The 26262-nt window shown below is 64.3% G+C and carries 30 protein-coding genes, 1 pseudogene and 1 riboswitch; of the genes and pseudogenes, 18 read left to right on the top strand and 13 right to left on the bottom strand.

The features are described from left to right. The first annotated feature begins 44 nt into the window (after nucleotides 1-44). Together CK226_RS23800 and CK226_RS23805 are read left to right on the top strand one after the other, a co-directional pair. Nucleotides 45-956 carry an EamA family transporter gene (locus CK226_RS23800; RefSeq protein WP_095793212.1) on the top strand — a complete coding sequence of 304 codons (912 nt, stop codon included), beginning with the start codon at nucleotides 45-47 and terminating at the stop codon, nucleotides 954-956. Beyond that, a complete protein-coding gene (locus tag CK226_RS23805) occupies nucleotides 953-1627 on the top strand; it encodes a lysoplasmalogenase family protein (protein ID WP_095793213.1) in 675 nt (224 codons plus the stop codon). The genes CK226_RS23800 and CK226_RS23805 overlap by 4 nt, the downstream gene beginning before the upstream one ends. Here the strand turns inward: CK226_RS23805 and CK226_RS23810 are convergent. Together CK226_RS23810 and gloB are read right to left on the bottom strand one after the other, a co-directional pair. Beyond that, nucleotides 1602-2042 (bottom strand): cupin domain-containing protein, encoded by a 441-nt coding sequence (locus tag CK226_RS23810; RefSeq protein WP_095787899.1) that lies wholly within the window; start codon nucleotides 2040-2042, stop codon nucleotides 1602-1604. The two genes, CK226_RS23805 and CK226_RS23810, sit on opposite strands and share 26 nt — an antisense overlap. A gap of 13 nt (nucleotides 2043-2055) precedes the next feature. Continuing rightward, entirely contained in the window at nucleotides 2056-2823 is a 768-nt protein-coding gene (gloB, locus tag CK226_RS23815) for a hydroxyacylglutathione hydrolase (protein ID WP_095793279.1), read from the bottom strand. 141 nt (nucleotides 2824-2964) lie between these two features. On the opposite strand from gloB, the gene CK226_RS23820 reads away from it, so the two are divergent. The 5 genes from CK226_RS23820 to CK226_RS23840 all read left to right on the top strand — a co-directional run bounded on the left by CK226_RS23820 (nucleotide 2965) and on the right by CK226_RS23840 (nucleotide 7521). Continuing rightward, a complete protein-coding gene (locus tag CK226_RS23820) occupies nucleotides 2965-3753 on the top strand; it encodes a methyltransferase domain-containing protein (protein WP_095793214.1) in 789 nt (262 codons plus the stop codon). A 129-nt stretch (nucleotides 3754-3882) separates the two neighbouring features. Continuing rightward, nucleotides 3883-5703, top strand: coding sequence for an ABC transporter ATP-binding protein/permease (locus CK226_RS23825; RefSeq protein ID WP_095793215.1), 1821 nt, complete (start codon nucleotides 3883-3885; stop codon nucleotides 5701-5703). An 87-nt stretch (nucleotides 5704-5790) separates the two neighbouring features. Next, nucleotides 5791-6594 (top strand): DUF1194 domain-containing protein, encoded by an 804-nt coding sequence (locus CK226_RS23830; RefSeq protein ID WP_095793216.1) that lies wholly within the window; start codon nucleotides 5791-5793, stop codon nucleotides 6592-6594. A 139-nt stretch (nucleotides 6595-6733) separates the two neighbouring features. After that, entirely contained in the window at nucleotides 6734-7054 is a 321-nt protein-coding gene (locus CK226_RS23835; protein ID WP_095793217.1) for a DUF1330 domain-containing protein, read from the top strand. Continuing rightward, the gene (locus CK226_RS23840; protein ID WP_095793218.1) at nucleotides 7054-7521 is read left to right on the top strand and encodes a macro domain-containing protein; all 468 of its coding nucleotides are present in this window, start codon (nucleotides 7054-7056) and stop codon (nucleotides 7519-7521) included. The genes CK226_RS23835 and CK226_RS23840 overlap by 1 nt, the downstream gene beginning before the upstream one ends. Nucleotides 7522-7523: 2 nt before the next feature. Here the strand turns inward: CK226_RS23840 and metW are convergent, their stop codons facing one another. Both metW and CK226_RS23850 read right to left on the bottom strand, forming a co-directional pair. After that, complete coding sequence (gene metW / locus CK226_RS23845) at nucleotides 7524-8141, bottom strand: methionine biosynthesis protein MetW (RefSeq protein WP_095793280.1); 618 nt, start codon at nucleotides 8139-8141, stop codon at nucleotides 7524-7526. A 58-nt stretch (nucleotides 8142-8199) separates the two neighbouring features. After that, entirely contained in the window at nucleotides 8200-9369 is a 1170-nt protein-coding gene (locus CK226_RS23850) for a homoserine O-acetyltransferase (RefSeq protein ID WP_095772253.1), read from the bottom strand. A gap of 105 nt (nucleotides 9370-9474) precedes the next feature. Next, nucleotides 9475-9552: riboswitch (SAM riboswitch) on the bottom strand. A 172-nt stretch (nucleotides 9553-9724) separates the two neighbouring features. Between CK226_RS23850 and hisC the strand changes: the two genes are divergently transcribed. Both hisC and CK226_RS23860 read left to right on the top strand, forming a co-directional pair. Further along, the gene (gene hisC, locus CK226_RS23855; RefSeq protein WP_095793281.1) at nucleotides 9725-10834 is read left to right on the top strand and encodes a histidinol-phosphate transaminase; all 1110 of its coding nucleotides are present in this window, start codon (nucleotides 9725-9727) and stop codon (nucleotides 10832-10834) included. 23 nt (nucleotides 10835-10857) lie between these two features. Continuing rightward, a complete protein-coding gene (locus CK226_RS23860; protein ID WP_179301115.1) occupies nucleotides 10858-11793 on the top strand; it encodes a prephenate/arogenate dehydrogenase family protein in 936 nt (311 codons plus the stop codon). Here the strand turns inward: CK226_RS23860 and CK226_RS23865 are convergent. Beyond that, nucleotides 11790-12719 (bottom strand): sugar kinase, encoded by a 930-nt coding sequence (locus CK226_RS23865; RefSeq protein WP_095793219.1) that lies wholly within the window; start codon nucleotides 12717-12719, stop codon nucleotides 11790-11792. The two genes, CK226_RS23860 and CK226_RS23865, sit on opposite strands and share 4 nt — an antisense overlap. Nucleotides 12720-12725: 6 nt before the next feature. After that, the gene (locus tag CK226_RS23870) at nucleotides 12726-13724 is read right to left on the bottom strand and encodes a DUF2125 domain-containing protein (RefSeq protein ID WP_095793220.1); all 999 of its coding nucleotides are present in this window, start codon (nucleotides 13722-13724) and stop codon (nucleotides 12726-12728) included. Nucleotides 13725-13877: 153 nt separating this feature from the next. Here CK226_RS23870 and CK226_RS23875 point away from each other — a divergent pair, with 153 nt between their 5' ends. The 3 genes from CK226_RS23875 to CK226_RS23885 all read left to right on the top strand — a co-directional run bounded on the left by CK226_RS23875 (nucleotide 13878) and on the right by CK226_RS23885 (nucleotide 16184). Beyond that, nucleotides 13878-14399: a gamma-glutamylcyclotransferase gene (locus tag CK226_RS23875; protein ID WP_095793221.1), complete on the top strand. Its 522-nt coding sequence runs from the start codon at nucleotides 13878-13880 to the stop codon at nucleotides 14397-14399. A gap of 123 nt (nucleotides 14400-14522) precedes the next feature. Beyond that, nucleotides 14523-15470 carry an aldo/keto reductase gene (locus CK226_RS23880; RefSeq protein ID WP_095793222.1) on the top strand — a complete coding sequence of 316 codons (948 nt, stop codon included), beginning with the start codon at nucleotides 14523-14525 and terminating at the stop codon, nucleotides 15468-15470. A gap of 87 nt (nucleotides 15471-15557) precedes the next feature. Further along, nucleotides 15558-16184 (top strand): LysE family translocator, encoded by a 627-nt coding sequence (locus CK226_RS23885; RefSeq protein ID WP_095793223.1) that lies wholly within the window; start codon nucleotides 15558-15560, stop codon nucleotides 16182-16184. A gap of 18 nt (nucleotides 16185-16202) precedes the next feature. Here the strand turns inward: CK226_RS23885 and CK226_RS23890 are convergent, their stop codons facing one another. Then, complete coding sequence (locus CK226_RS23890) at nucleotides 16203-16991, bottom strand: 1-acyl-sn-glycerol-3-phosphate acyltransferase (protein WP_095772260.1); 789 nt, start codon at nucleotides 16989-16991, stop codon at nucleotides 16203-16205. 114 nt (nucleotides 16992-17105) lie between these two features. Then, a pseudogene (locus CK226_RS23895) lies at nucleotides 17106-18007 on the bottom strand (LysR family transcriptional regulator). A 107-nt stretch (nucleotides 18008-18114) separates the two neighbouring features. On the opposite strand from CK226_RS23895, the gene CK226_RS23900 reads away from it, so the two are divergent. Then, a complete protein-coding gene (locus tag CK226_RS23900; protein WP_095772261.1) occupies nucleotides 18115-18585 on the top strand; it encodes a DUF1348 family protein in 471 nt (156 codons plus the stop codon). Between the two features lie 81 nt (nucleotides 18586-18666). After that, the gene (locus tag CK226_RS23905) at nucleotides 18667-19299 is read left to right on the top strand and encodes a pyridoxamine 5'-phosphate oxidase family protein (RefSeq protein WP_095793283.1); all 633 of its coding nucleotides are present in this window, start codon (nucleotides 18667-18669) and stop codon (nucleotides 19297-19299) included. Nucleotides 19300-19317: 18 nt separating this feature from the next. On the opposite strand, the gene CK226_RS23910 is transcribed toward CK226_RS23905, so the two are convergent. The 3 genes from CK226_RS23910 to ftsE all read right to left on the bottom strand — a co-directional run bounded on the left by CK226_RS23910 (nucleotide 19318) and on the right by ftsE (nucleotide 21798). After that, on the bottom strand, nucleotides 19318-20043 hold the full coding sequence (locus CK226_RS23910; protein ID WP_095772263.1) for a YdcF family protein: 726 nt from the start codon (nucleotides 20041-20043) through the stop codon (nucleotides 19318-19320). Nucleotides 20044-20153: 110 nt separating this feature from the next. Next, nucleotides 20154-21146, bottom strand: coding sequence for an ABC transporter permease (locus CK226_RS23915; protein ID WP_095772264.1), 993 nt, complete (start codon nucleotides 21144-21146; stop codon nucleotides 20154-20156). Beyond that, nucleotides 21139-21798, bottom strand: a complete 660-nt coding sequence (gene ftsE / locus CK226_RS23920) for a cell division ATP-binding protein FtsE (protein WP_010911739.1) — start codon at nucleotides 21796-21798, stop codon at nucleotides 21139-21141. The genes CK226_RS23915 and ftsE overlap by 8 nt, the downstream gene beginning before the upstream one ends. Nucleotides 21799-21987: 189 nt before the next feature. Between ftsE and CK226_RS23925 the strand changes: the two genes are divergently transcribed. The 3 genes from CK226_RS23925 (at nucleotide 21988) to CK226_RS23935 (ending at nucleotide 23841) form a co-directional block, all read left to right on the top strand. Then, nucleotides 21988-22629, top strand: a complete 642-nt coding sequence (locus CK226_RS23925) for a hypothetical protein (RefSeq protein ID WP_095793224.1) — start codon at nucleotides 21988-21990, stop codon at nucleotides 22627-22629. 178 nt (nucleotides 22630-22807) lie between these two features. Continuing rightward, on the top strand, nucleotides 22808-23350 hold the full coding sequence (hpt, locus tag CK226_RS23930; protein WP_010911737.1) for a hypoxanthine phosphoribosyltransferase: 543 nt from the start codon (nucleotides 22808-22810) through the stop codon (nucleotides 23348-23350). A gap of 119 nt (nucleotides 23351-23469) precedes the next feature. Further along, on the top strand, nucleotides 23470-23841 hold the full coding sequence (locus CK226_RS23935) for a response regulator (RefSeq protein ID WP_010911735.1): 372 nt from the start codon (nucleotides 23470-23472) through the stop codon (nucleotides 23839-23841). On the opposite strand, the gene CK226_RS23940 is transcribed toward CK226_RS23935, so the two are convergent. Beyond that, nucleotides 23842-24789 (bottom strand): DMT family transporter, encoded by a 948-nt coding sequence (locus CK226_RS23940; RefSeq protein WP_095793225.1) that lies wholly within the window; start codon nucleotides 24787-24789, stop codon nucleotides 23842-23844. A 224-nt stretch (nucleotides 24790-25013) separates the two neighbouring features. Between CK226_RS23940 and CK226_RS23945 the strand changes: the two genes are divergently transcribed. Next, nucleotides 25014-25895 (top strand): LysR family transcriptional regulator, encoded by an 882-nt coding sequence (locus CK226_RS23945; RefSeq protein ID WP_095793284.1) that lies wholly within the window; start codon nucleotides 25014-25016, stop codon nucleotides 25893-25895. Here the strand turns inward: CK226_RS23945 and CK226_RS23950 are convergent. Continuing rightward, a complete protein-coding gene (locus tag CK226_RS23950) occupies nucleotides 25874-26245 on the bottom strand; it encodes a glyoxalase superfamily protein (protein ID WP_095793226.1) in 372 nt (123 codons plus the stop codon). The genes CK226_RS23945 and CK226_RS23950 overlap by 22 nt on opposite strands. Nucleotides 26246-26262: the final 17 nt, after the last annotated feature.

Consider the following 26262-nt stretch of genomic DNA (forward strand, 5'->3'; position numbering starts at 1 on the left):
CCCGAGATTGTGGTGGGCGCCTCGGTGCGCCGTCGGGGGCAGGAATGGGGCGCGCAACACTGATCGGTTTTTCAGCGGTCGCCATGTGGGCGCTTCTGGCGCTGCTCACCGATGCGTCCGGCAAGGTGCCGCCGTTCCTTTTGTCGGCGCTCACCTTCTCGATCGGCACCGGCGTCGGCCTTGTCGCGCGGTTGTTCATGCCGGCCGCCGAGAGCCAGAAAATACCGCCGCAGGTCTGGCTGATCGGTATTGCCGGCCTGTTCGGCTACCACTTTTTCTATTTCACAGCGCTACGCAACGCGCCGGCGGTGGAGGCGAGCCTGATCGCCTATCTGTGGCCGCTGCTGATCGTGCTCGGCTCCGCCCTTATGCCGGGCGAAAAGCTGGCGTGGAACCATGTCGTCGGCGCGTTGCTCGGCCTGGCCGGCACCGTGCTGATCGTCACCAAGGGCGGCGGGCTGGCCTTCGATGCGCGCTACGCCTTCGGTTACGCCATGGCGGCCGTCTGCGCCCTGCTCTGGTCGTCCTATTCGCTTTTGTCACGGCGCTTTCCCTCGGTGCCGACCAGCATCGTCACCTGGTTCTGCGCGGCGACCGCCGTGCTGTCGCTCGTCTGCCATCTGGCGCTGGAACAAACCGTTCTGCCAAATGGCGCGGGCCAGTGGCTGGCCGTGCTCGGACTTGGCCTGATGCCGGTGGGTGCGGCCTTCTATGCCTGGGACATCGGCGTCAAGCGCGGCAACATTCAGGTGCTGGGCGCGGCAAGCTACTTGGCGCCGTTGCTCTCGACGCTGGTGCTGATTGCGGCCGGCGTTGCCGAGCCGTCGCTGCGTATCCTCGCCGCCTGCGTGCTCATCACCGGTGGCGCGGCCCTGGCGGCGAAGTCGCTGTTCCTGCGCAAGCCGGCCCAGGCCGAGAGCCAAGCCAAGGCATCCGAAAGCGGAGCCGCGGCATGACGATGCCGTTTGCCGGCGGCATCGACGCCAATGCCAATGCGACGCTGATCTTCTCGCTGGTGGCGGCGGTGATCTATGCCTTCACGCTGGGCATGCCGCCGAGCCTCGCCCGCTCCGCGGCCAAGACGCTCGCGGTCGCGATGCTTGCCGTGCTTTCGGCGCTGCAAGGCGGCCCGCTGCTGCTGGTCGCGGCCCTTGCGCTCAGCGCGGCGGGCGACGCGTTCTTGTCGCGCGACGGCGAAAAGGCGTTTCTCGGTGGGCTCGCCAGCTTCCTTGTCGCCCACATCGTCTACATCGCGCTGTTCCTGCGCAGCGGCGGCGGGTTGGGACTGCTTGGGGCCGAGCCCTGGCGCGGGGCGATCGCGCTGGCACTGGCGGTGTTCGTCATCGTCATGCTGGCCGCGCTCTGGCGCCGTGTCGGCCCCGGCCTGCGCGTGCCGATCGCCATCTATGTCGTGGCGATCCTGGCGATGGGCATGGCGGCGCTGACCACCAACAGCGCCTGGGTCATCGGCGGCGCGGTGCTGTTCATGGCATCGGACGGTCTGCTGGCCACCGAGAAATTTCTGGTGGCGGCCATCTCGCCGCATCGCGCCTGGATGCGTTTGGCCGTCTGGGTGCTGTACTACGCAGCCCAGCTTGGGATTACGCTGGGGTTCCTGCTGGGTTAGGATTCCAGCCCGGCTCGGCCAGTTCGAAGGCGGCGAAATCAAAGCCCGGCGCGACCGTACAGCCGACCAGCGTCCATTCGCCCAGGCTGCGCGCCGACTGCCACCAGCCCGCCGGCACGACGATCTGCGGCCGTTCGCCGGCCGCGAGGCCGATGCCGAGCACCTGCTCAATGACGGCAGCGCCTTCTTGCCACATCGACAGCGCCAGCGGCGCGCCGGCATGGAAATGCCAGACCTCGGCTGCGTCCTTGACCCGGTGCCAGGCGGAAAGCTGGTGCTGTTCCAGCAGGAAATAGATGGCGGTCGAATGGCCGCGCGCTCCGCCGGCCTCGTCACGAAAGGTTTCCGCGTACCAGCCGCCTTCCGGATGCGGCTTCAGTCCGAGGGTGGCGATGATTTCTGCTGCGCTGGTCATCGGTCGGAGCTGCTCAGAAATTGTCCTTGCGCTTGCGGATCTCGGCGAACACCTCGGCGTCCCCGGCCTTTTCCATGCCGAGATGCTTGCGGATCGCCGGATCGTGCCAGCGCAGGAAGGGATTGGTCGACAGTTCCTCGCCGATCGTCGTCGGCAGTGTCGGCTTGTTGTCGACCCGCAGTGCCTCGATCCTGGCGGCGCGCTCCTTCAAGGCCGAATTGGTCGGGTCGACGGTCAGCGCGAAACGGGCGTTGGCGAGCGTGTATTCATGGCCGCAATAGATCGTCGTCGCGGCGGGAAGGGCTGCGAGTTTCTTCAGCGAGTCGTACATCACCGGCGGCTTGCATTCGAACAGCCGCCCACAGCCCAGCGCAAACAGCGTGTCGGCGGTGAACGCCACCTGCGATGCCGGCAGATGATAGGAGACATGGCCGGCGGTATGGCCGGGTGTGGCGATCACCTCGATGCGCTCGTCGCCAAGATGAAGGACGGAGCCCTCCTCGACGGTTTCGTCGATGCCGGGGATCTTGGCCTTTTCCGCCTCCGGGCCGACGATGCGCAGCTTGAAGCGCTCCTTCAGCGCCAGATTGGCCTCGACGTGGTCCATATGATGATGCGTGGTCAGGATCATCGTCGGCGTCCAGCCGGTGCGCTTGATCGCGGCCAGGATCGGCGCTTCCTCGGGCGCGTCGATGATCGCCGTCTGCCCGCTTTTGGGGTCATGCACCAGCACGCCGAAATTGTCGCTCCGGCACATGAACTGTTCGATTTCGACCGCCATCTCGGCTTTCTCCATTGTCGCCGCAGACATAGGGCGCCAGCGCGGGAATGTCATCCAGGGATGTCGAGTAACATCTCGTGACGCGGACCTCTTTCGAGGCCTTTTGTTGAAACACGCCGATATCGCGGCTACATCCCTCACATGCATTCCGACATCGTCGACCTTCGCTCCTTCTATTCGACAACGCTTGGCCGGTTCGCCGAGCGTTCGATCACCATGGCACTGTCGTCGATATGGGCGGCTGTCCCCAATGAACGGCTGGTCGGGCTCGGCTATACCTTGCCCTGGCTGGAGCGTTTCGGCTCCGATGCGGAGCGGGTCTTTGCCTTCATGCCGGCGACGCAGGGCGCCGTGGTCTGGCCGGCAACCGGGCCGACGGCGACCGCTTTGGTCTTCGACGAGGAACTGCCGCTGGTCGATTCTTCCATCGACCGCATGCTGCTCGTCCATTCGCTCGAACATGTCGAAAACCCGCGCGAGACGCTGAACGAGATCTGGCGGGTGCTGTCGCCCGCGGGGCGCGTCGTCATCGTCGTGCCCAACCGGCGCGGTGTCTGGGCGCGCTTCGAGCACACACCGTTCGGCAATGGCCGCCCGTTCTCGCGCGGGCAACTGACGGAACTGCTGCGCGAGGCGAATTTCACGCCGGCCGCCTGGTCGGATGCCCTGTTCTTCCCGCCATCGCGGCGGCGCTTCATGATGCGCTTCCACAATGTGCTGGAGCGCGCCGGCCGGCGGCTGTGGCCGATCTTTTCCGGCGTCATCATCGTCGAGGCGCAGAAGCGGCTCTATCAGGGCGTGCCGGTCGCCCAGCGCGCCTCGCGCCGCGTCTTCGTGCCGGTGCTGTCGCCACACGGCGCGACGCGGCTCGGCCGCCGGGCCGAGGCGACAGGCGGGGCCATGCCGTCTCGCCAGGTGAAACCTTCGTGATCATGCTAGAAACGCGCACGGCGCGTCCCTCCTCGACCTATCTGTCGTGGTGAACTCGCTACCTGCCTGATATGCGGATGCCGTCATCATCCGGTTTCAGCATCGCACCTGAACGCAAGGACCTCTGACATGGCTGATCAACTTGACAATCAGGCCACCGTTCAGCCGGTCGCTGTCGAGGCCAGCAGCCTGCGTGATCAGGTTGCGACGATCAGGCGGGCGCTGGTGGTGTCGCCGGTCCGCAAATGGCTGCTGAGGACGTCGGTCGGCATCATGGCCGTCATCATCGCGACCTCGATCGGCCAGGTCCTGCTCAACCGCTGGAACCAGCCCTTCTACGATGCGCTGGCACGCCGCGACATGGCGGCCTTCGTGCACCAGCTCCTTGTCTTTGCGATGATCGCCGGCGGGCTGCTGGTGCTCAATATCGGCCAGACCTGGCTCAACCAGATGATCCGGCTGAAGCTGCGCGAGGCGCTGACGCTCGACCTGATCGACCAGTGGATGCGGCCGGCACGCGCCTTCCGGCTGGCCAATGCCGGCGCCATCGGCGTCAATCCCGACCAGCGCATGCAGCAGGATGCGGCGCATCTGTCCGACCTGTCCACCGATCTCGGCGTCGGGCTCCTGCAGTCGCTCATCCTGCTCGTGTCCTTCGTCGGCGTATTGTGGGAACTGTCTTCGGGTTTCGTCTTCCACATCAACGACTGGTCGCTGGCCATACCGGGCTACATGGTCTGGGCGGCGTTCCTCTATGCCGGCACAGCCTCCTGGCTGAGCTGGCTGGTCGGCCGGCCGCTCATCAAACTGAACAGCGACCGCTACACACGAGAGGCGGAGCTGCGCTCCTCGATGGTGCGCGTCAACGAAAATGTCGATGCCATCGCGCTGTACCATGGCGAGGCCGACGCCAGGCAGCGGCTCGAACTCGACCTCGGCACGGTGCTGGGCGCCATGCGGCGCATCTATACCGCGCAGATCAACCTGTCCTGGGTGACCGATACCTATGGCTGGATCACCGTCGTGGCGCCGATCCTGGTTGCCTCGCCCGTCTATTTCTCGGGCGACATCAGCTTTGGTGGGCTGATGATGGCGGTCGGCGCCTTCAACCAGGTCCATTCCTCGTTGCGCTGGTTCATCAACAATATCGGCAGCATCGCCGATTGGCGGGCCACGCTGATGCGTGTCGCCGACTTCCGCATCGCGCTCGATGAAACCGATGTGCTGCACGACACCGAAAGGCGCATCACCTTCGATCAGAACGCCAATGGCAGCCTGACGTTCGAGAAGCTCCAGGTGGCCTCGCCGGAGGGCTGCACAAAACTCTCCGAGCAGCATGTCGAGATCCGCGCCGGCGATCGCGTGATGATCACCGGCGAACCCGGCGCCGGCAAGACGCTGTTCTTCCGCGCCATTGCCGGGCTGTGGCCCTGGGGCAGGGGAAAAATCGGCCTGCCGGCCGGAGAACCCCTCATCTTCGTGCCACGCGTGCCGTATTTGCCGGCCGGCACGTTGCGCGAAGTGCTCAATCACGCCAACGGGCATGCGCCCGCGAGTGACGCCGACATTGTGGCGGTGCTGGCCGAGGTTGGCCTGGAACGGCTGTCGTCCTCGCTCGACCGCGTCGGGCGCTGGGACCATGAACTGGGCGATGACGAGCAGCGCTTGCTGGGCGTGGCCAGGCTCGCCTTGCGGCAGCCGAAATGGGTGATCATCGACGAAGCCATGGATGCGTTCGACGGCCCCTCGCTGCGGCGTGTTCTGGCGATGCTGGAAAAGCATCTGAAGGGCGCCACGATCATCAACATCGGGCGCGGGCAGCACAATATTCAGTTCTTTCCGCGCGGCCTGACGATCGTCAAGGATTCCGGTGCGCCAGCGCTGAAGCCCGCCCACGTCAGGGCCGGCGCCATCGATCCGCCGCCGGTCGCGGTCCGCCGCAAGAAGTAGGGCCGTTTCCCGCACTCTCGCTGCAAGCTTTATTTCGCCGCGATCGCGAAGGAAGATTTCCCCGAGAAACAAAACTTGGCGGTGGCGATGCTTGATGCTCTGCGCCTGCTTGCCTGTCTTGCCTGTGTCCAGCCAACGCCCGTTGCCTCGCCATCGGGTGCGCTGGCTGTCGACGTCGAATTGGTGTTGGCGGTCGATATATCCCTGTCGATGGACGAGAAGGAATTCGCCCTGCAACGCGCCGGCTATGTCGAGGCGCTGCGCCATCCCGACTTCATCCAGGCCGTCCGGTCCGGCAATACCGGCCGCATCGCGATTGCCTATTTCGAATGGGCCGGCACGGTGCGCGACGACGCGGTCATCGACTGGCAGATCATCGATGGCGCGCAAAGCGCCAACAGCTTTGCCGACAAGGTGGCGGCGCGCCCGTTCCGGAGTTTTCGCGGCACCTCGATTTCCACGGCAATTGCCTTCGGCACGGGGCTGTTCGGCAGGACGAATTTCGCCAGTGAGCGCAGCGTCATCGATATATCGGGCGATGGCCCCAACAATATCGGGCCGCCGGTCACCGCGACGCGCGATGCGGCAACCGCAAAAGGCATCGTCATCAACGGCCTGCCGATCCTGATCAATCCATCGCCCACCTTCAAGCATCTCGACCAGTACTATGCGCAGTGCGTGACCGGCGGACCCGGCTCTTTCGTGCTGCCCATCTACTCGGCTGCCGAATTTTCCACAGCCATCCGGCGCAAGCTGATCCTCGAAGTGAGCGGTATTCAGGACAAGGCCAGGATCATCCCCGTCGACGCGGACGCGCCGATCGACTGCCTGCAAGGCGAACGCGACAGGCGGTTCCTTTCGGATCCGTATTTTCCGGAACTCGACCGGTGAAAATGCGCAAGAGCGCCTGTCGCCGGCCGTCGAAGGCGCCGATTCCATTACCTCGGGCGTAATCGCTTTGTGTCAGGTGTTCCGGCAGATTGCCCTGGCGAGGCCGGTTGGTCGGTCTCGATGCAAAGGGAGTTACGTCATGACCGCTTACGCCATCGCCCATATGCGCCAAGTCACGATGGGTCCGCAGATCGTCGAGTATCTGCACAGGATCGATGCCACGCTGGAGCCTTTCGGCGGCCGTTTCCTGGTCCATGGCGGCGATGTGGAGGTGATCGAGAACGATTGGCCGGGCAACCTCATCGTCATCGAATTTCCTGACCGCCAGCATGTGCGCGAGTGGTATGCTTCGCCCGCCTATCAGGCGATCCTTTCACTGCGCACCGATAATTCGGACTCCGACGTAATCATCGTTGACGGCGTCGAGCATCCGCACAAGGCTACCGATGTGCTTGGCTGATGGAACTGCCCATGCGGACGATTCGTGGCGATCTGTTGCAACTTGCGCTCGACGGAGAGTTCGACGCGATCCTGCATGGCTGCAATTGCCAATGCCAGATGGGCAAGGGCATTGCCCTTTCCATCAAGCAGCGGTTTCCAGAGGCCTACGCCGCGGATATCGCGACCGTGAAAGGCGACCGCTCCAAGCTGGGTACTATCTCGGTTGCCGAGATCCGGCGCGAAGATCGAAATTTCCACGTCATCAATGGCTACACCCAGTTCCATTGGCAGGGCCAGGGCGTGAAGGCTGACTATGGCGCCATCCGCAGTGTCATGAAGGCGGTCAAGGCTGGATTCGCCGGCCGGAGGATCGGCTATCCCAGGATTGGCGCGGGTCTGGCGGGAGGCGATTGGGCAACGATTGCTTCAATCATCGATGAGGAGCTTGCGGACGAGAACCACCAGCTGGTCGAATACGCGCCGTAACGTCAGCTCCGTTTCAGCAGAAACACCGCCTGCTGGCCAAAGAAGTTCCAGAACCACCAGGGCATGGACAGGCCGATCTTCTGGCCGGCGGCGTCGAGCGCGGTCGCCTTTTCCACCGTCGCGCCAAGCTCCTCGCACAGGTTGACGAAGTCGCGGATGGTGCAGAAGTGGATATTGGGGGTGTCGTACCAGGAATAGGGCAGGTCCTGCGTCACCGGCATGCGGCCCTTGACGAACAGCGACAGACGTACCCGCCAATGGCCGAAATTGGGGAAGGAGACGATCGCCCGGTTGCCGATGCGGAGCAACTCGTCGAGCACCAGCTTCGGGTTGCGCGTCGCCTGCAAGGTCTGCGACAGGACGACGAAGTCAAAGCCCTTGTCGGGATAGAATTCGAGATCCTTGTCGGCATCGCCCTGGATGACGGAGAGGCCGCGCGCCACGCATTCGTTGACGCCGCGCTGCGACAGTTCCAGTCCGCGGCCGTCGACCTGCTTGGTGTCCTGCAGCAATTCAAGCAGCGAACCGTCGCCCGAACCGACGTCGAGCACGCGGGACTGCGGCGGGATGAGGTTGGCGACGACCTCTAGGTCGACGCGCTGGCTGCCGTTGACACTCATGATGTCATCTCCTTTGCGGCGCATGATCCCGATCCTGAAAGGCTGCAACTTTCCGGGGTCATGCGCTTAGCCCTCTCGCCCGCGCCGCGGAACCGATGAAGCCGTTGATGGCGGCGAACAGTTCCGGCTCGTCGAGCAGGAAGGCATCGTGGCCGCGATCGGTCTCGATCTCGACGAAGGACACCGAGGCGCCGGCGGCGTTGAGCGCGTGCACGATGGAGCGGCTTTCTTCGGTCGGAAACAGCCAGTCCGATGTGAACGACACCAGGCAAAAGCGGGTCTTGGTTCCGGCAAAGGCGTCCGCCAGCCTGCCGCCATGGTCGGCGGCGAGGTCGAAATAATCCATCGACCGCGTCATGTAGAGATAGGAATTGGCGTCGAAGCGGTCGACGAAGGTCATGCCCTGGTGGCGCAGATAGCTTTCGATCTGGAAGTCGGCGTCGAAGCCGAAGGTCAGCGCTTCGCGGTCCTGCAGGTTGCGGCCGAATTTTCGATGCAGGGCGGCTTCGGAGAGATAGGTGATGTGGGCGGCCATGCGCGCCACCGCCAGGCCTTTTTCCGGGCGCTTGCCGTGTTCGAAATATTTGCCACCATGCCAGTCCGGATCGGCCATGACGGCCTGCCGGCCGACCTCGTGGAAGGCAATGTTCTGCGAGGAATGGCGCGCGCCGGTGGCGATCGGCAGCGCCGAAAAGACGCGCTCGGGATAGCTCGACGCCCACTCCAGCACCTGCATGCCGCCCATCGAGCCGCCGAGCACGCAGAACAGTTTCTCGATGCCGAAATGGTCGATCAGCATCTGCTGCGCACGCACCATGTCGCGGATGGTGATGACGGGCAGGTCAAGCCCATAGGGCTTGCCGGTGGCGGGGTTGGTGGAAGCTGGCCCGGTGGAGCCCAGGCAGCCGCCGATGACGTTGGAGCAGATGACGAAGAAACGGTTGGTGTCGATGATCCTGCCGGGGCCGATCAGCACTTCCCACCAGCCCGGCTTGCCGGTCACCGGATTGGTGCTGGCGACATGTTGGTCGCCGGTCAGCGCATGGCAGACGAGGATGGCATTGGAGCGTGCATCGTTCAGCGTGCCGTAGGTCTGGTAGGCGATCTGGAACGGCGACAGCAGCGTGCCGGCGTCGAGCTTGAGCGGCTTGTCCGCCCCGAAGCGCAACACCGGGCTCGACGGCTGGTCGGCCTCGTTGTTGGTCTTTCCTGCGCGCAGAGCGGCCATTCTCGTCTCACCTACTGCATCATATCGGGCGAAAAATCGCCGCCGATGCGTCCGTCCGGCCGGCCGCGGACAATAAAAAACCGGCATTGCCTTCGCAAAGCCGGTTACGTCACGCAAACGGCCCTTTAGCGAATTGTTTAACGTGGCTGCAAGCCGACCGGCCAAATCACCACGGAACTGTTGCTGTCCTTCTAGAACTCGCCCGCCCTGCCGTCAATGCCGACATCTGGGCCGACATCTCGGCCGGCATCTGGACCGGCTGCTGGCACCACTGCCACCTCTCGACATTATCGGCCACGGCTTGTATTTCCGCTGCGGCCTCCGGATCGAGGCATTTTCGATGGATTTTGCAAAAATGAACCAGACACCGGATCAGGCACGTCCAACCCCGCGCGCGGGCATCATGGACATTGACGCCTATGTGCCGGGCAAGAGCGCCGCACCCGCCGGTGTCGCCAAGGTCTACAAGCTGTCGTCCAACGAGAACCCGCTTGGCCCGTCGCCGAAGGCGATCGAGGCCGCGCGTGAAGTCGCCGCCAGGCTCGACATCTATCCCGACGGCACCGCCAGACGGCTGCGCGAGGCGATCGCGGAAGTGCATGGCCTCAACGCGCAGAACATCATCTGCTCCAACGGCTCCGACGAGATCCTCGGCCTGCTGGCGCAGACCTATCTCGCACCCGGCGACGAGGCCATATTCACCGAACACGCCTTCATGGTCTACAAGATCTACATCCAGTCGGCAGGGGCTGCGCCGATCGCGGTCAAGGAGACCGACGAGCGCGCCGACATCGATGCGATACTGGCGGCCGTCACGCCGCGAACCAAGATCGTGTTTCTCGCCAATCCCAACAATCCGACCGGCACCTATGTGCCGTTCCAGGAGGTGCGCCGCCTGCATGCCGGCCTGCCAAAACATGTGCTGCTGGTGCTCGACGCGGCCTATGCCGAATATGTCCGCCGCAATGACTATGAAGCCGGCATCGAACTGGTCGGCAGCGCCGAGAATGTGGTCATGACCCGCACCTTCTCCAAGATCGGCCTCGGTGGCGCGCGGATCGGCTGGATGTATGCGCCCATGCACATCGTCGACGCCATCAACCGCGTGCGCGGTCCCTTCAACGTCAACGCGACGGCGATCGAGGCCGGCATCGCGGCAATCCGCGACCGCGCCCATGTCGAGCGCAGCGTAGCGCATAACGAGACCTGGCTGACCTGGCTGAGCCAGGAGATGACCGGGCTCGGGCTGCGGGTGACGCCCAGCGTCGGCAATTTCCTGCTCATTCACTTTCCCGACGATCAAAAGCATTCGGCGGCCGCGGCGGACGACTATCTGACCGGGCGCGGCTATATCCTAAGGCGCGTTTCCGGCTACGGCTTCCCCAACGCGCTGCGCATGACCGTTGGCACGGAAGAGGCCAATCGCGGCGTTGTCGCCGCGCTCACGACATTCCTGAAAAGCTAGAACGCCCGAAAAGCAGGAACACCATGACATCACCGATGTTTGAAAAGATCGCGCTGGTCGGCATCGGCCTGATCGGCTCGTCGCTGGCCCGCGTCATCCGACGCGAGGGCCTTGCCGGCCGCGTTGCCATCTCGACCCGCAGCGCCGCGACGCTGAAGCGGACGGAGGAACTTGGACTGGGCGATTCATACACGACGGATGCGAAGGAAGCGGTCCGCGATGCCGACCTGATTATCGTCTCGGTGCCGGTCGGCTCGTCCGGCGCGGTGGCTGGGGAGATCGCGCCGGCGCTGAAGAAGGGCGCCATCCTCACCGATGTCGGCTCGACCAAGGCCTCGGTCATCGCGCAGATGCAGCCGCATGTGCCTGATGGCGTTCATTTCATTCCCGGCCATCCGCTGGCGGGCACGGAAAAATCCGGACCGGATGCCGGTTTCGCCGATCTGTTCGACAATCGCTGGTGCATCTTCACGCCGCTGCCGGGCACCGATCCGGACGCGCTCGAGAGGCTGTCGGAATTCTGGCGCCGCTGCGGCGCCAACATCGACACGATGGATCCCCAGCATCACGACATGACGCTGGCCATCGTCTCGCATCTGCCGCACATCATCGCCTACAACATCGTCGGCACCGCCGACGATCTGGAATCGGTGACCAAGACGGAAGTCATCAAATATTCGGCCTCCGGCTTTCGCGACTTCACCCGTCTGGCCGCCTCCGACCCGACCATGTGGCGGGACGTCTGCCTGCACAACAAGGATGCGATCCTGGAAATGCTGGCGCGGTTCTCGGAAGATCTGGCATTCCTGCAGCGGGCGATCCGCTGGGGCGATGGCGACAAATTGTTCGATCTGTTCACCCGCACCCGCGCCGTGCGCCGCTCGATCATCGAGGCCGGCCAGGATATCGACGTGCCCGATTTCGGCCGCCAGGCGGTGGAGCATCCGTCGAAGAACTAGGCTGTTTCGGGCCAGGTCGCCATGACCATGGCCAGCGTCTCGGCCCGGTCCGGCGCGCCGAGCCTGCCGCCAAAGCGCAAGCATTTGAGCGCGGCGGCGGCACTTGCAAAGCGCAAGGCCCGCTCGACTGGCATGGCCTCCGCCAGTCCGACGGCAAAGGCGCCGTGAAAGACGTCTCCGGCGGCGAGCGTGTCGATCGCCTTGATCCTTGGCGCCGCGACATGGCGGGATGATCCCGACGCGCGATCGAACCACCAGGTGCCTGCCGCGCCGCCGGTGACGGCGACGAACGCATCGGTGCGGGAAGCCATTTCGGTGCAAGCGCTCGCCAGATCCAGCGCCTGGCCGCATATGATGCGCACCGCGGGCTCCGAGGCGACGATGTGCGAAGCCAGCGGCAACAACTGCTCCAGCACCGCCAGCGGCGCCGTATCGGCATCGAGGATTGCCGGCCGACCGGCCGCGCGCGCCGCCTCGAGGGCAAGTGTCGCTGCACCGGGCCACCGCACGTCCACTAGCACGGCATCGAATGCCGTGATGTCCGCGAAAGGCAATGCCCCGGGGTCGGCCTGGGCCAGGCTGTCATAGAAAGGCACGATGATGCGCTCGCCATGCGCGTCGACCAGGATCGAGGCCAATGCCGAGCGGGCGCCGCTGACGCGGCGGACATAGCTGCAGTCGACACCCTCGGCCTCGATCCCGGCGATCAGCTGATCGCCGACCGGATCGTCGCCGGCGCTCGCCCACAGCGACACCTCGGCGCCCAGCCGATGCGCGGCGCAGGCAGCGCTGGTGGCCATGCCTGAGGCGATCTGCACGCCATCGGCGGCGATGAACTTTCCCTGATGCGTGGGCAGCGTCTCGACACGCAGGATGGTGTCCAGCGTCAGCGCGCCGACACTGAGGAGCCTCGGGGGTCCCGGCATGGCGCGCTATTGCACCGGCTTGATCTTGCCGAGCGGGATGAAGCCGAGCGAGGCCTTGCCCTTGACCACTTTCAGCGGCATCGACGGTTCGCTGCCGAGCATGGCAAGCGCGGCAAAACCCTGTTCGATCGCATTCTTCTGCTCGGGTATGGCACCGGCCAGAATGGCCGCCACGGCCTTCGGATCCTTGATCCTGATCATCAGATCTGCGTCGACCAGGCCTTCGGCGTCGACCGACAGCGGCCCGGAAACAGTGACTCGCGCCGTGCCTGACGACAAATCGAGGTTGCGGATCTCGACCCTTTGGCCGCGAAGGCTCTTCACCTGCGTTCCGATCAGCGCGACGCCATTCTTCAGCGTGGCGTCGCCGCTGGCATCGAGCGCCGGCAGCACGCGGCCGCCGATCGCATCCGGGTCGATTTCCAGATCGGTGAAGCTGCCGACATAATCGACGTCCTGACCGTTCGGCTGCAGCTGGCCGGCCGCCCTGCCGGCGCTGAACAGTTCCACCGGATCGGTGTCGTCGGCTGGATCGGTCTGGCCCGACAGGCCTTCCGCTTGCAGCGCGATGCGCTGCGGCAGCGGCCATGACAGTTTGACCTTGGCCTGCAGATTGTCCCAGTCGATCCACAGCGGCACCATGCCGGGGACGGAGGTCCTGAGCGGACCGCGCAGATCGGCGACCGGCGACAAGGGCTGGATGATCTGGGCGACGGCATTGAAGGAGCCGGCCGAGGCCGCGATGTTCTTGGCATCGTCCTCATACGCCAGATTGTCGCAAGAGACGGTAAAGCTCAGGGGATAGCCGCTGACCTGGAGATTGGCGCAGCCGGCTTCGATGCCGCTCTTGTTGAGCGTGGCGACCGCCTTGTCTGCCTCGGTCCTGACCCTGTTGGCCAGATAGAACCAGCCGCCGCTGTAGATGGCGAACAGCACAACGATGAACGCCGCAAGCCAGAACAGGCCGCGGCGGGACTTTGGTTGGCGTTCGTCACTTGACGTCATGCTTTGGCTCTCATTAACCCACGGTGTTGGTGGACGGACCTTCGATTCCGACAACACTTGGTAGACATTGACGAATAGGTAGCCGGGGACGGACGGAAAAACACCGGATTCCGGTGCGGTGTGGCCATTCTTTTTGCAATCAGGCACGGCGATATGGGCGATTTTTGGGTGTTTGGCTACGGTTCGCTGATCTGGCGGCCGGGTTTCGCACATGTCGAGACGCGGCGCGCCCATTTGCACGGCTATCGCCGCTCGCTGTGTGTCTATTCCTTCGTGCACCGTGGCACGCGTGAGCGGCCCGGGCTGGTGCTTGGCCTCGACCATGGCGGCTCTTGCGTCGGCCTGGCTTTCCGCGTGCCCGGAGAATTGCGCGACGAGGTGATCGCCTATCTGCGTGAGCGCGAACTCGTCACCAGCGTCTATCTCGAGCGCACGCTCAAGGTCCGCCTCGACGGCGGCGGCACGGTCGAAGCGGTCGCCTACATCGTCGACCGCAAGCATGAGCAATATGCCGGCGCGCTGGATGCCGCGCATGCGGCGGCGGTGGTGCGCGGCGCCGCCGGCCAATCCGGCAACAACGAGGATTATGTGCTCAGCACGCTGAAGCATCTGGAGGCACTGGGTATCCGCGACCACTGGCTGGAGGATGTGGCACGGGGGATAGCGCCATCGTGAAGCACTGGCTCTGCTCAAATAGGCGGTCAGGCCTTTGACCTCGACGCGGGACGACCTAGCTTAGGCTCCGAACCCAGCCAGCGGGCGGCATGCGCCCCAACCCAATCATCACGGAGAACCATCTTGCAGAAACGCCGTCTCGGTCGCACCGACCTTTCCATCGCGCCGCTGGTTCTGGGCGGCAACGTCTTCGGCTGGACCGCCGACGAGAAAACCTCCTTCGACCTGCTCGACCGCTTCGTCGCGGGCGGACTGAACGCCATCGATACGGCCGACGCCTATTCACGCTGGGTGCCCGGCAACACGGGCGGCGAATCGGAAACCATCATCGGCAACTGGATGAAGGACCGTGGCAACCGGGACAAGGTCGTGGTGATCACCAAGGTCGGCTCGGATATGGGGCAGGGGCACAAGGACCTCTCCGCCGCCTATATCGAAAAGGCCGTCGAGGCCTCGCTGAAGCGACTGCGGACCGATGTCATCGACCTCTATCTGTCGCACTGGCCGGACCCGGCCACGCCCTATGAGGAGACGCTTGGCGCCTATGAGAAGCTGCTTGCCAAGGGCAAGGTCCGCCATATCGGCTGCTCGAACCTCGACGCCGGCCAATTGCGCGCCGCGCTCGATGTGGCGAGCCTGCGCAGCTTGCCGCGCTATGAGGTGCTGCAGCCGGAATACAATCTCTACGACCGCTCCTCCTTCGATGGGCCGTTGCGCGATCTGTGCGTGGCCGAGGATATCGGCGTCATCACCTATTTCAGCCTGGCCAAGGGTTTCCTGAGCGGCAAATACCGCAGCGAGGCCGATCTCGGCCAAAGCGAGCGCGGCGAGGACGTCGGCAGTTATCTCAATGCGCGCGGCATGCGCATTCTGGCCGCTCTGGATGCCATATCCGCCAAGCATTCGGCGAAACAGGCGGAAGTCGCTCTTGCCTGGGCGATCGCGCGGCCAGGTGTCACCGCACCGATCGCCAGCGCCACCAAGCCCAGCCAGATGGACAGCCTGATCAAGGCGGCGTCGTTGAAATTGACCGCCGACGACATGGCCGAGCTCGACAAAGCGAGCGACTGAGGCTTCGGCCGCCCCACGCACGAACGTCCAAGACCACGCTCCCGTCTTGCCATAGCGTCCTTCGCCATTGGCAAGACAGAGGGTGCGATGACCGAGCCGCTTCTTTCGCAGCCGCAGCTTTGGCGGCCTCTGCTCGCCCTGGTGCTGGCCGCCACGGTGGTCATGGGCAGTCCAGGGCCGGCAACGATAAGCGTCACCGCTGTTGGCGCCGCCTTCGGTCTGCGCGATTCTGTGCGCTACACCTTGGGGATCGTTCTCGGCACGGTCGCCGTGCTGCTGGTCGTGGCGACCGGGATCATGGCGGTGCTTGGCTCGATGCCGAAGCTGGCGCCGGTGCTGGTTGTCGCCTCGGCAGCCTATATCCTCTATCTCGCGTTCAGGATCGCCACGGCGCCGCCGCTGGCGGCGCGCACGGCCGACGCTGCGCGCCCGACCTGGCTGGCCGGGTTCCTGCTGGCTGTCGCCAACCCGAAAGCCTATGTGGCGATCGCCGCCGTGTTCGCCGGCGCCTCGTCCAGCCAGGACGGCGCGGAACTCGGCCTATGGCTGAAGCTGGCGGTTCTGGCGGCGATGATCGTTGTCATCCATGCCGTGTGGCTGCTTGCCGGTGCGGCGTTCGCGCGCTTCCTGCGCAGGCCTGTCGCTTCGCGGATCATCAATCTGATCTTTGCCGCCACGCTGGTGCTGACCACCGCGCTGGCCGTCTACGGCTGATCGCCCGGCTGGAGGCGTTCAGGCCTTCGCGCCGAGCTCCCGCAGCCGCTTCAACGCCGTCGGCGGGAAGGCGGGCGGGTTGGGGGCGCGCGATGCCTCGATGAGGAGCTGGTCGCAAGCCGCTTCCGTCTCGCCGATCAGCCTCGCCATGAACTCGTCCTTGCCGAGGCCCGGTGGGATCGGCGGCAGAAAACGCGCCTTGATGGTGCCGGGATAACGCAGGAATTTGCGGCGCGGCCAATAGAGGCCGGCGACATGGGCAACCGGCACCACGGGAACACCAAGCTGCGTGTAGATTTCGACGATGCCGTATTTGTAGGCCGGCTCGTCGCCCGGCGCCCGGCGCGTGCCCTCGGGATAGATGATCAACTGGCGCGGGTTGCGCGCCATCTCTTGCTTGGTCGCCGCGACCACTGCCTTCAGGGCCTTGGAGCGGCTGCCGCGATCGACCGGGATCATGCGCATCTTCATGATGTACCAGCCGAAAAACGGGATCCAGGTCAGCTCGCGCTTGAGGATGTAGAGCGGGTCCTGGAGGAAAGGGAAGAAGGCGATCGCATCCCAGAACGACTGGTGCTTGGGCGCCAGGATGAAGGAGCCTTCGGGCAGGTTTTCCTGCCCGGTGATGTCGTTCTTCGTTCCGGCGATCTTGTCGTAGAGCCACATGCAACTGCGCGACCAGAATTTCGGCACGAACCAGGCGCGGTGGCGGGGCGACAGGAAATAATAGGGGGTCCAGAGGATCATCTGGACGATCAGATTGACGTAGAAGACGAAATTGAACGCCAGCGATCTGACATGGAGCATGGGGGAGGTCCGGTGAGGAAGTGTGCGTTGGTTACACCAAGCGCGGGGAAAAAGGAAATGGCGCAGCAGTGTCCCGGCCGATGCTGAAGCATGGCTCACGCCAGCGCAGGCACGCTACTCCAATCGCGCCAGCCGCTCCTTCAGACGCGGTGCGGCAAAGTCGAGGAAGGCGCGCAGCTTGACCGGCAGCAGGCCGTGGCCCGCATGCACCAGGCTCACTGGCCACGGTTCCGGCTCGAACTCTTGCAGCAGGATGCGCAGCATGCCGGACCGCACGGCGGCATCGACCTGATAGGAAAGCACTTTCGTCGGCCCGACGCCGGCAATCGCGGCATCGATCGCCGCCTCGGCGGTGTTGACCTGCAGGCGCGAGCGGACCTGGACCGTGACGTCCGTCTTGCCTCTGGCGAAGCTCCAACGGGCGGCGGAGGAAAGTCCCTCGAAGGTGATGCAACTGTGGGTGCCTAGATCTTCCGGGATCGTGGCGTGCCGTGTTCGGCCAGATAGGCCGGGCTGGCGCAGACAACGCGGCGGATCGCGCCGACGCCAATGGCGACCAGGCTCGGATCCGGCAACTGGGCGATGCGCAGCGCGAGGTCGAAATGGTCCTCGACCAGCTGGGTTATGCGGTCCGCCAGGGTCAGGCGGATATCCACGTCGGGATAGGCCGAGAGAAAGCCGGTGACCACCGGCAACACATGGAGACGGCTAAACACGACCGGCGCGGTGATGGCCAGTTCACCGGTCGGAGCGCTGTACTCGCCGGCCGCGCCGCGTTCAGCCTCGCCAACGTCATCAAGGATGCGGCGGCAGGCCGCAAGATAGGCTTCGCCGGCATCGGTCGGCGTCAGCCGGCGCGTCGAACGGTTCAGGAGCCGGGTGTTGAGATGGCGCTCAAGATCGGAAACCTTGCGGCTGACGGTCGCCAGGGGAATGCCGAAACGGCAGGCCGCGACGGAAAGGCTGCCGGCCTCCACCGCCGCGACGAAGAGCGACATGGCTTCGAGACGATCCACAACTTCTTCCGGAAAATGGAAGGAACGGTTGCAAATATGCCATCTCCATTTCAGGAATGGAAGGGGCTATATGTCAGTTCGCAGCAGAGCCGCGCCATGGAGTTCTCATGTCTGAAAGTCGCCCACCCCTTCCGCCGTTCAACGCCGAGACCGCCGCGCAAAAGGCCCGCATGGCCGAGGATGCGTGGAATTCGCGCGATCCGGCACGGGTGGCGCTCGCCTATACGATCGACAGCCGCTGGCGCAACCGCGCCGAATTCCTGCAGGGCCGCGATGCCATCCAGGCTTTCCTGACGCGCAAATGGAGCCGCGAACTCGACTACCGGCTGATCAAGGAGATCTGGGCCTTCCACGGCAACCGCATCGCCGTGCGCTTCGCCTATGAATGGCACGACGACAGCGGCTCCTGGTTCCGCAGCTATGGCAATGAGAACTGGGAGTTCGACGAGCACGGGCTGATGCGTCTGCGCATCGCCAGCATCAACGACTTGGCGATCAGCGAGGCTGATCGCAAGTACCATTGGCCGTTGGGGCGTCGCCCGGACGACCATCCGACTTTGTCGGCGCTCGGGCTTTAGAGCAGTTCCAGGAAAAGTGTGAAGCGGTTTTCTGTCGGGAATTGCGTCGGCTGGAAGCCGGTTTCAGGCAAGGAGGTTTCGATGGACGCGCATGCTTTCACCAGCGATGTCGCCTTCACGCCGACCGTCAAGGCGATCCAGGCGCGCAAGGGTTCGCGCCAGTCCTACGCCCGCGTCGAGGAGCGTGGTGGCTGGCAGGCTGTCATCACGCCGGACCTAGCCGCCTTCATTGAGATGCAGACCAGCGTCTTCCTGTCGACGGCCAATGGCGATGGCCAGCCCTACATCCAGCATCGCGGCGGCCCGGCCGGCTTTCTCAAGGTGCTGGACGAAAAGACGATCGGCTTCGCGGATTTTTCCGGCAACAGGCAGTTCATCACGCAAGGCAATCTGGCGGACAATCCACGCGCCTTCCTGTTCCTGATCGATTACATGCTGCGCCAGCGCATCAAGATCTGGGGCACGGCGCGCGTCGTCGAGAACGATGCCGAGCTGATGGCGAGGCTGATGCCGCAGGATTACAAGGCACGTCCCGAGCAGATCATCCTGTTCACCGTCTCGGCCTGGGATGCCAATTGCCCGCAACACATCCCGCAGCGCTTCGAAGCGGCTGATGTGGCGGCAGCGCTTGGGGAGCGGGAGAGGCGCATTCAACAGCTCGAGCAGGAGGTCAGCCGCCTGAAGGCCGTGTCGAAGGGGACAGACAAGGAATGATGATGGAACGCCGGGGGCTCAGCCGCCGGCCGCGGTCTCGGCCAGCGCAATGCCGTCCGGGGTCGGTTTCACCGGCACGATGCCGCGCGCCAGCGCCAGCAGGTATTTGGTGTATTCGGTGAACAGCACGCGCAACGCCCGCGGCTTGGTCAGCCAGCCGCCATTGTCGAGATTGGAATTGACCACTGGATAGGGTTCCAGCTTGGCGCCATGCAGCAGGCGGCCCATTTCCAGCAGGCTGCGCGGCATGTGGTAATTGTTGGTGACCAGGATCACCGTGCCATAGGCGTGGCTTTCGACCCATTTGGCGCTTTCCTCGGCATTGCCGATCGTATCCAACGCGGCACGGTCGATGTCGACGCAGCAGGAAAACAGGTTCTTGTCGCCGCCGGTGGCTGCCTGGAGCTGGCGCCGGCTGGCGGACGGATGCACGCCGCTGATCAACAGCCGCTCGCCCTTGCCGGATGCCAGCAGATCCATCGCCGCGTCAAGGCGCGACTGGCCGCCGGTCAGCACGATGATGGCATCGGCCTTGGCCGGATTGGCTGGCGTGGTGAGATGGGCGACCTTGTTGGCGAACCAGCCGAAGCCGCCGGCAAACAGCGTTGCGAAAATGAGGAGGGAGAGCGCGGATATCCGCACTGCGGTCTTTAAACGGCTAATCCCGCTATGGTCGCGCAGACGCGCAACCACCACTGGCATCTGTCCAACCGTCCCGGTCGAATCCCGCACGTCCATGGCCATATGGTTAATCCTGAAATGCGGCCTTGGGTAGGTAAAAGACGCACTTTGCGTTACGTCGTTTCTCCATCCGTGATCATCCTGCTTCGATTTCCGCCAGAGCAAGTTGCTTTTCATGCGTCGGGTTGGCGAACATCGATGTCGCTGAGATAGGCGACGACGGTGGCATGCGAGGTTGCCGCCGTCAGCGCGCCGATCACCAGCACCATGAGGACGACGCCGAGATAGCCCGCCGACCCAATGGCGAAATTGCCGAACAGGGCAGTCGCCTGGTCGGCCTGCGGCGTCGCCATATTGCGTGACGACCACCAGGAAAAGACGATGAAAACCAGCACCGCCGCAGCACCTCCGGCGGCCGCGCCCTTCATGCCGGTGACCAGGAAATGCCGGCGGAATTCGCGCGCGATGAAGGCGGCCTCGGCGCCGACGAAATGCAGCACCTCGATGATGTGGCCATTGCCGGCCATGGCGCCGCGGGTCGCGAACACCACGGTCAGCACCGTCGCCGACAGCATCAGCGCCAGCACGGCAATGCCGATGGTCACCGTGGTGCGGGCCATGGCCACCAGCCGGTCGACCCAGGTGCGGTGATCGTCGAGCGACGCGCTCGGCAGTTTCGGCGTGATGGCGGCGCGCATGGCGGCGAAGTCGGGCGGGTTGTTCTCATCGATGGTGACGATGATCAGGCGCGGCACCGGCAGCTCGTCGATGTTGAGGCCCGAACCAAGCCATGGCTCCAGCAGCCTGGCGGTCGCATCGCGGTCGATGATCCTTGTCGACTTCACGCCGGGGAATTCGCCCGCGATCTGCGAGGCCTGGGCAAGGGCGGCCTCCATGTCGAGGCCGTCGGCCGGCTTGATCTGGATCGTCGCCTCGCGCGAGATCTGGTTCTCCCAGACCGAGGCGGTGTCGCGCACCAGCGTCACCGCGCCGAAGGTCAGGCAGGACAGGAAGGTCATGATGGCGATGACCAGGACGAGCGCCCGGCCGGCGATGTTCTGCGCCGGGACGATCGGCGCCATTCGGCGCTGGGCGCGCGGTCTTGCTTCAGCCGCCTCGGCTTCCTGCTCATGCTCTTCGAAGTGTTCGGCGGACAGATCAGTCATAGATGTCCAGCCTTCCGCCGGCCAGGATCATGCGGCGCGCATCGACCTGTTCCATCAGGCCAAGGTCATGGGTGGCGATCACCACGGCGGTGCCGAGACGATTGAGCTCGATGAAGAGCCGCAGCAGCCGCCGCGCCAGCGGCGGATCGACGTTGCCGGTCGGTTCGTCCGCGAGCAGGATCTCGGGCTGCTCGATCAGGGCGCGCGCGATGGCGGCGCGCTGCTTCTCGCCGCCCGACAGGACCGGCGGCAGCACATGCATGCGCTCGCCCAGCCCCACCCATTTCAGCAGCTCCGTGACATCGGTGCGGTAGCTTGCTTCCTCGCGCCCGCGCACGCGCAGCGGCAGCGCGACATTCTCATAGGTGGTCATGTGGTCGAGCAGGCGAAAATCCTGGAACACCACGCCGATGCGGCGCCGCAGATGCGGCAGTTCGGTGCGCGAAATGCGCGAGCGGTCCTTGCCGAAAATGGTGATCAGCCCGCGCGTCGGCTTCAGCGACATGAACAGAAGCCGCAGCAACGTCGTCTTGCCGGCGCCCGAGGGTCCGCTCAGGAACTGGAAGGAGCGCTCCGGGATGTGCAGGGAGATGTCGCGGAGGATTTCCGGACCCATGCCATAGCGGAGGCCGACATTTTCGAAGCGAATCAATTTCGACGACCTGAAATTCCTGGCAGTGCTGAGCCTGCCTGTTCTGCGAAAAGACCATCGGCCGGCATGGTTAACCGGCGGTTAATTTCTGGCTTGTTTCGGCGCGTCACGAGGGCTCCGGTGGGGAAGCGTTAACCATTTTTGTTTAGGCAAAAGAAACGAAAAGCGAACACGCGCAATAACGGGGCCATGATGGCTGACGAACGAACCGCGCGCCCGGTTTCCGGCGAAATCATGACCGATCCCCCGGCAATCGTCGCGGCGGAGCGGATCGTGCGCGGCCCGGCGGCTGATATCGTCGATGCCGACTATGAAGTGATGCCGCGCTTTGTCCCCGCCGTGGAAAGCGTTTCACCGCCGCGCCTGATTGCCACGCCGTCCATCGAGGGCATGGACATGCTGCGCAGGCCGGAAGCGCCGGCGGAACGGCCGCCGGCCGCGCGCGGCGGGCCGATCTTCTGGATCGCCGGCGTCGGTGCCGCCTTGGCCGCTTTCTGGGTCTCCGGCGGACATGCGCTGGTGCGCCAGGCGCCGTTCCTGACCGGCGCGCAAGCCTCGGCGCTGACCATTTCAGGCGTCACCTCGCGTGTCGACGCCTCGGGCGCCAATCCGGTGCTGTTCGTCGATGGCGAGGCCGCCAATGACGGGGCGGGGCCTGCGACAATGCCGTCGCTCGAAATCCGCGTGACCGGCAATGATGGGCGCGTAACCCGCTATACGTTGGGGACATCCGGCCATTCGCTGGCATCGGGCGAAAGATTCGGCTTTGCCAGCCGGCTCGACGTGCCTAAGAACGGCGTAAGGACCGTTTTGGTTACTTTCGCTGAATAGCGTGTGTCGATATTCAGGTGAGGCCGGCCTGCAAACGGCGGTTCCCTGCGCTTCCGGTGCTCACGTACTTAAGTACGCTCCGCTCCGGTTCTCGGAAACCACCGTTTTCGACTCGGCCTGACCTGAATCTCAACACTCGGTGTGAAGGCGTTTGGGCAAAAAACTTGAGGGGCGAAAAATGCCAATCGTACGCGACAAGGACATCGAAGTCCTGTTTTCGGCGTCGGCGATCGCGCGGCGCAATCTCGAACTCGCCAAGGAGATCGCCGGGCACGACTATCATGATCTCCTGGTGATTTCGGTGCTGAAGGGCTCGTTCATCTTCGCCGCCGACCTGATCCGCGCCATGCACGATGTCGGCCTGTCGCCGGAGGTCGAGTTCATCTTCATTTCCAGCTATGGCGCCGGCACCACCAGTGGCGAGGTGAGGGTGCTGCGCGACATCGACAATGAGGTCGCCGGCCGCGACGTGCTGCTGATCGACGACATTCTGGAATCGGGCAAGACACTGACCTTCACCCGCGACCTGATGCTGTCGCGCGGCGCGAAAAGCTGTTCCATCGCCGTGCTGCTCGACAAGCGCATGCGCCGCCAGACCGCGCTCGTCGCCGACTATGTCGGCTTCGACTGCCCCGATTATTTCGTCGTCGGTTACGGCATGGATGTCGCGCACGCCTTCCGTGAATTGCCGTTCGTGGGTGTTGTGAAAGGCGATGCGTGAGGCCACTGCCTTGCGCCGACAAGTTCTGAAAAAGGCCTTAACGGCGCCGGAAAAATTAGCCCGGTCGGAGGCTGGGCGCTTTCAGGAAAAGTCAACTTTTCGCGGCCAAATTGCCGGCCATGGCAAAGCTTTTGATCGTCGAGGACGATGAGTCCGTCCGCACCCTCGCTGCCCGCGCGCTTGAACGCGCAGGCCACGCAATCGATATCGCCGCCGACGGCGCTCAAGGCTTGGCGCTGATACGCGCCGCGCATGGTGGTTACGATCTTGTCGTCTCCGACATCCGCATGCCCGAGATGGACGGCATCGAGATGGCGATCGCTGCGGCCGCCCTTTTTCCGGCGATGAAGATCATGCTGATGACCGGTTATGCCGACCAGCGCGAGCGCGCCGAGGAGTTGAACGGCATCATCCTCGATGTCGTGCAGAAGCCGTTCACGCTGGCCGAAATCCGCTCGCGCGTCGAGCGGGCGCTGATCTGCTTCGCCTGATCAGGCCGGATCGACGGCGGCAAGCACGGGCGCCGCGCTCTTGCGCCGCCCAGTGTTGAGCGCGAGCAGACCGGCGCCGATGATCAGCGTCGCGCCGATCACGGTCGTCGACCGCGGCACCTCGGCGAAGAACAGGAAACCCCAGAGCGGCGACCACAGAATGCCGGTGTATTCGAAGGTCGCTACCCGGTTGGCCGGCGCCAGCCTGTAGCCCTGCGACAGGAGGATCATGCCGGCGGAGGCGACGAAACCGCAGGCGGCCATCTTGAGGAAATCCGGCAGCGTCGGCCATATCCAGGGCCGCACCAGGAATTCGACGCTGGGGTGGACGGCGTGACTTATGCCGGCGAGATGGAACGTGCCGGCAACCACGGCGGCGCCGATGAGATAGGCGCCGTTCTGGTAGAAAGCCATGACGGTGGACGATTCGGTATCGCCGATCTTGCGCGCCATCAGTTGCGAGAAGCCGTAGAGCGCCGCCGAGCCGAGCGACAGCAGTGCCGCCCAGTCGAACAGGCCGGCGCCGGGGCGCACCATCACGATGACGCCAAGCATGCCGATGAGCACCGTCGCCAGCGTCCGCCAGGAGACGCGTTCGCCGAGATAGGGTCCGGCCAGCGCCATGATGAACAGCGGCGCCATGAAATAGAGTGCCACGGCGTCGGCCAGCGGCAGCGCGGCGATGGCCAGATAATAGACCGTGTAGGAGGTGAACTGGATGAAGGCGCGGATTGTCAGCAAGCCGAACCGCTTCGACAGGATTGCCGACAGCCCGACATCGGCATGGACGAGAATGATCAGGATCGGCAGGGCGACGATCGACCGGATCGCCATCACCTCGGTCACCGGATAGCCGCTCGACACGGCCTTGACGAGCGGGTCCTGCAGCGAGAACACCAGCACGCCCAGGCACAGGCTCAGGATGCCGCGCACCATCCTATTCTGCATCTGCGTTCCGGCTCCTGCGCGTACGATCCGAAGCAGCCCGCCTCCAGATCAAAAAGAACCCGCCACCGTTTCGGGCAGCGGGTACGAGTGAGGACTCTTTGATTGGTCCGCGGCCGATTTCGCAGCCGCATATCCAATGGGTAAGGCAACTATCGTCCGGTGTTTGACATGTTGCAAACGAATTGGAATGATGCCTGCAATCAAATCTGCTTATGATGGATAGCATGCGTCCAACCCTCGACAGCGATCTCCTGCGCACCTTCGTCGCCATCGCCGAGACCGGCAATTTCACCCGTGCGGCTGAGCAGGCCGGGCGCACCCAGTCGGCCGTATCGATGCAGATGAAGAAGCTCGAGGAGCTGGTCGGCGACAGCCTGTTCGAGCGCGGCTCGCGCGGCGTCGCATTGACGCGGCGCGGCGGCGAACTCATCGTCAATGCCCGCCGCATCGTCTCGCTGCTCGACGAAACGGCGGCGTCGATGGCGGCGCCGCCGCTCGGCGGACCGGTGCGCATCGGCATTCCGGAGGAATATGGCCACGCCATCCTGTCGCGCGCGCTCAGCGCGTTTTCGAAACGCCACACCAAGGTCGAGGTCACCGTGCGCTACGCGCATTCGGAGGCGCAGCTGGCGGCGCTCGCCGCCGGCGAACTCGATCTGTGCGTGGTGTTCGAATGGCAGGATCCGGCCGGCGGCGAAGTGCTGATGCACGACCCGACGGTCTGGGTGACGTCGACCCTGCATCACATGCACGAGGAACGACCGGTGCCGATCGCGCTCTACAACCGGGTCAGCTGGTGCAAGGACTTCGCCATCAAGTCGCTGGAGCAGCGCGGTCTTGGCTATCGCGTCGCCTATACCAGCGACACCACCGGCGGCCTGAAGCTTGCGGTCACGTCAGGGCTGGCGATCGCGCCGATCTCGCGCAGCAACATCCCGGACGGCTGCCGCGAATTGACCTCCGCCGATGGATTCGGCGACATCGATTCCTCCAATGTGGTGATGCATCGCAACCCGAACGCGTCGGGCGAGGCGATCGACGGCATGCAGGAGGCGATCCGCGAGGCGTTCGTTAACCGGTTAGCTCAGTCCTTCACATCCTCATAGAAGGTCAGGCCGTTGCCGAACGGATCGTCGACCGTGACCTCTTTCGTCTTCCAGGGCGTCTCCTCCAACCCCGGCCTGGCGAAGCGGTACTTTCTTTCGGTCAAGTCGTGGTGGAGCCCCGCAATGTCGGTCGTCTCGATCCGGATGTGGGAGCCCGGCGTGCCGTCGCCATGATGTTCGCTCAGATGCAAGACACAGCCGTCGCGTGAAACGCCTGTGTAGAGCGGCGCGTTGTCATCGTAGCGATGCTCGAACCGCACTTCGAAACCGAGAAACCCCACGTAGAATTCATGCGCCTTGGCAACATCGAAGATGCGCAGGATGGGCGTGACGGCACCGAGCTTCGGCATGGTGTTGCAACCGTTCG

It is taken from the genome of Mesorhizobium sp. WSM4311 (genome assembly GCF_002295115.1).
Lineage (GTDB): Bacteria > Pseudomonadota > Alphaproteobacteria > Rhizobiales > Rhizobiaceae > Mesorhizobium.

Excerpts from the sequence above, each read along its gene's own strand:
- CK226_RS23935 (WP_010911735.1), top strand. The coding sequence starts at position 23,470 with ATGGCAAAGCTTTTGATCGTCGAGGACGATGAGTCCGTCCGCACCCTC.
- gloB (WP_095793279.1), bottom strand. The coding sequence starts at position 2,823 with ATGGCGGTCGAAATCGAACAGTTCATGTGCCGGAGCGACAATTTCGGC.
- CK226_RS23860 (WP_179301115.1), top strand. The coding sequence starts at position 10,858 with ATGACATCACCGATGTTTGAAAAGATCGCGCTGGTCGGCATCGGCCTG.
- CK226_RS23900 (WP_095772261.1), top strand. The coding sequence starts at position 18,115 with ATGTCTGAAAGTCGCCCACCCCTTCCGCCGTTCAACGCCGAGACCGCC.
- CK226_RS23840 (WP_095793218.1), top strand. The coding sequence starts at position 7,054 with ATGGAACTGCCCATGCGGACGATTCGTGGCGATCTGTTGCAACTTGCG.
- CK226_RS23945 (WP_095793284.1), top strand. The coding sequence starts at position 25,014 with ATGCGTCCAACCCTCGACAGCGATCTCCTGCGCACCTTCGTCGCCATC.
- CK226_RS23830 (WP_095793216.1), top strand. The coding sequence starts at position 5,791 with ATGCTTGATGCTCTGCGCCTGCTTGCCTGTCTTGCCTGTGTCCAGCCA.
- hisC (WP_095793281.1), top strand. The coding sequence starts at position 9,725 with ATGAACCAGACACCGGATCAGGCACGTCCAACCCCGCGCGCGGGCATC.
- CK226_RS23915 (WP_095772264.1), bottom strand. The coding sequence starts at position 21,146 with ATGACTGATCTGTCCGCCGAACACTTCGAAGAGCATGAGCAGGAAGCC.
- CK226_RS23885 (WP_095793223.1), top strand. The coding sequence starts at position 15,558 with ATGACCGAGCCGCTTCTTTCGCAGCCGCAGCTTTGGCGGCCTCTGCTC.
- CK226_RS23910 (WP_095772263.1), bottom strand. The coding sequence starts at position 20,043 with ATGGCCATGGACGTGCGGGATTCGACCGGGACGGTTGGACAGATGCCA.
- CK226_RS23870 (WP_095793220.1), bottom strand. The coding sequence starts at position 13,724 with ATGACGTCAAGTGACGAACGCCAACCAAAGTCCCGCCGCGGCCTGTTC.
- hpt (WP_010911737.1), top strand. The coding sequence starts at position 22,808 with ATGCCAATCGTACGCGACAAGGACATCGAAGTCCTGTTTTCGGCGTCG.
- CK226_RS23825 (WP_095793215.1), top strand. The coding sequence starts at position 3,883 with ATGGCTGATCAACTTGACAATCAGGCCACCGTTCAGCCGGTCGCTGTC.
- CK226_RS23820 (WP_095793214.1), top strand. The coding sequence starts at position 2,965 with ATGCATTCCGACATCGTCGACCTTCGCTCCTTCTATTCGACAACGCTT.
- CK226_RS23905 (WP_095793283.1), top strand. The coding sequence starts at position 18,667 with ATGGACGCGCATGCTTTCACCAGCGATGTCGCCTTCACGCCGACCGTC.
- CK226_RS23940 (WP_095793225.1), bottom strand. The coding sequence starts at position 24,789 with ATGCAGAATAGGATGGTGCGCGGCATCCTGAGCCTGTGCCTGGGCGTG.
- CK226_RS23890 (WP_095772260.1), bottom strand. The coding sequence starts at position 16,991 with ATGCTCCATGTCAGATCGCTGGCGTTCAATTTCGTCTTCTACGTCAAT.
- CK226_RS23800 (WP_095793212.1), top strand. The coding sequence starts at position 45 with ATGGGGCGCGCAACACTGATCGGTTTTTCAGCGGTCGCCATGTGGGCG.
- CK226_RS23850 (WP_095772253.1), bottom strand. The coding sequence starts at position 9,369 with ATGGCCGCTCTGCGCGCAGGAAAGACCAACAACGAGGCCGACCAGCCG.
- CK226_RS23835 (WP_095793217.1), top strand. The coding sequence starts at position 6,734 with ATGACCGCTTACGCCATCGCCCATATGCGCCAAGTCACGATGGGTCCG.
- CK226_RS23810 (WP_095787899.1), bottom strand. The coding sequence starts at position 2,042 with ATGACCAGCGCAGCAGAAATCATCGCCACCCTCGGACTGAAGCCGCAT.
- CK226_RS23950 (WP_095793226.1), bottom strand. The coding sequence starts at position 26,245 with ATGCCGAAGCTCGGTGCCGTCACGCCCATCCTGCGCATCTTCGATGTT.
- CK226_RS23925 (WP_095793224.1), top strand. The coding sequence starts at position 21,988 with ATGATGGCTGACGAACGAACCGCGCGCCCGGTTTCCGGCGAAATCATG.
- CK226_RS23875 (WP_095793221.1), top strand. The coding sequence starts at position 13,878 with ATGGGCGATTTTTGGGTGTTTGGCTACGGTTCGCTGATCTGGCGGCCG.
- metW (WP_095793280.1), bottom strand. The coding sequence starts at position 8,141 with ATGAGTGTCAACGGCAGCCAGCGCGTCGACCTAGAGGTCGTCGCCAAC.
- CK226_RS23865 (WP_095793219.1), bottom strand. The coding sequence starts at position 12,719 with ATGCCGGGACCCCCGAGGCTCCTCAGTGTCGGCGCGCTGACGCTGGAC.
- CK226_RS23805 (WP_095793213.1), top strand. The coding sequence starts at position 953 with ATGACGATGCCGTTTGCCGGCGGCATCGACGCCAATGCCAATGCGACG.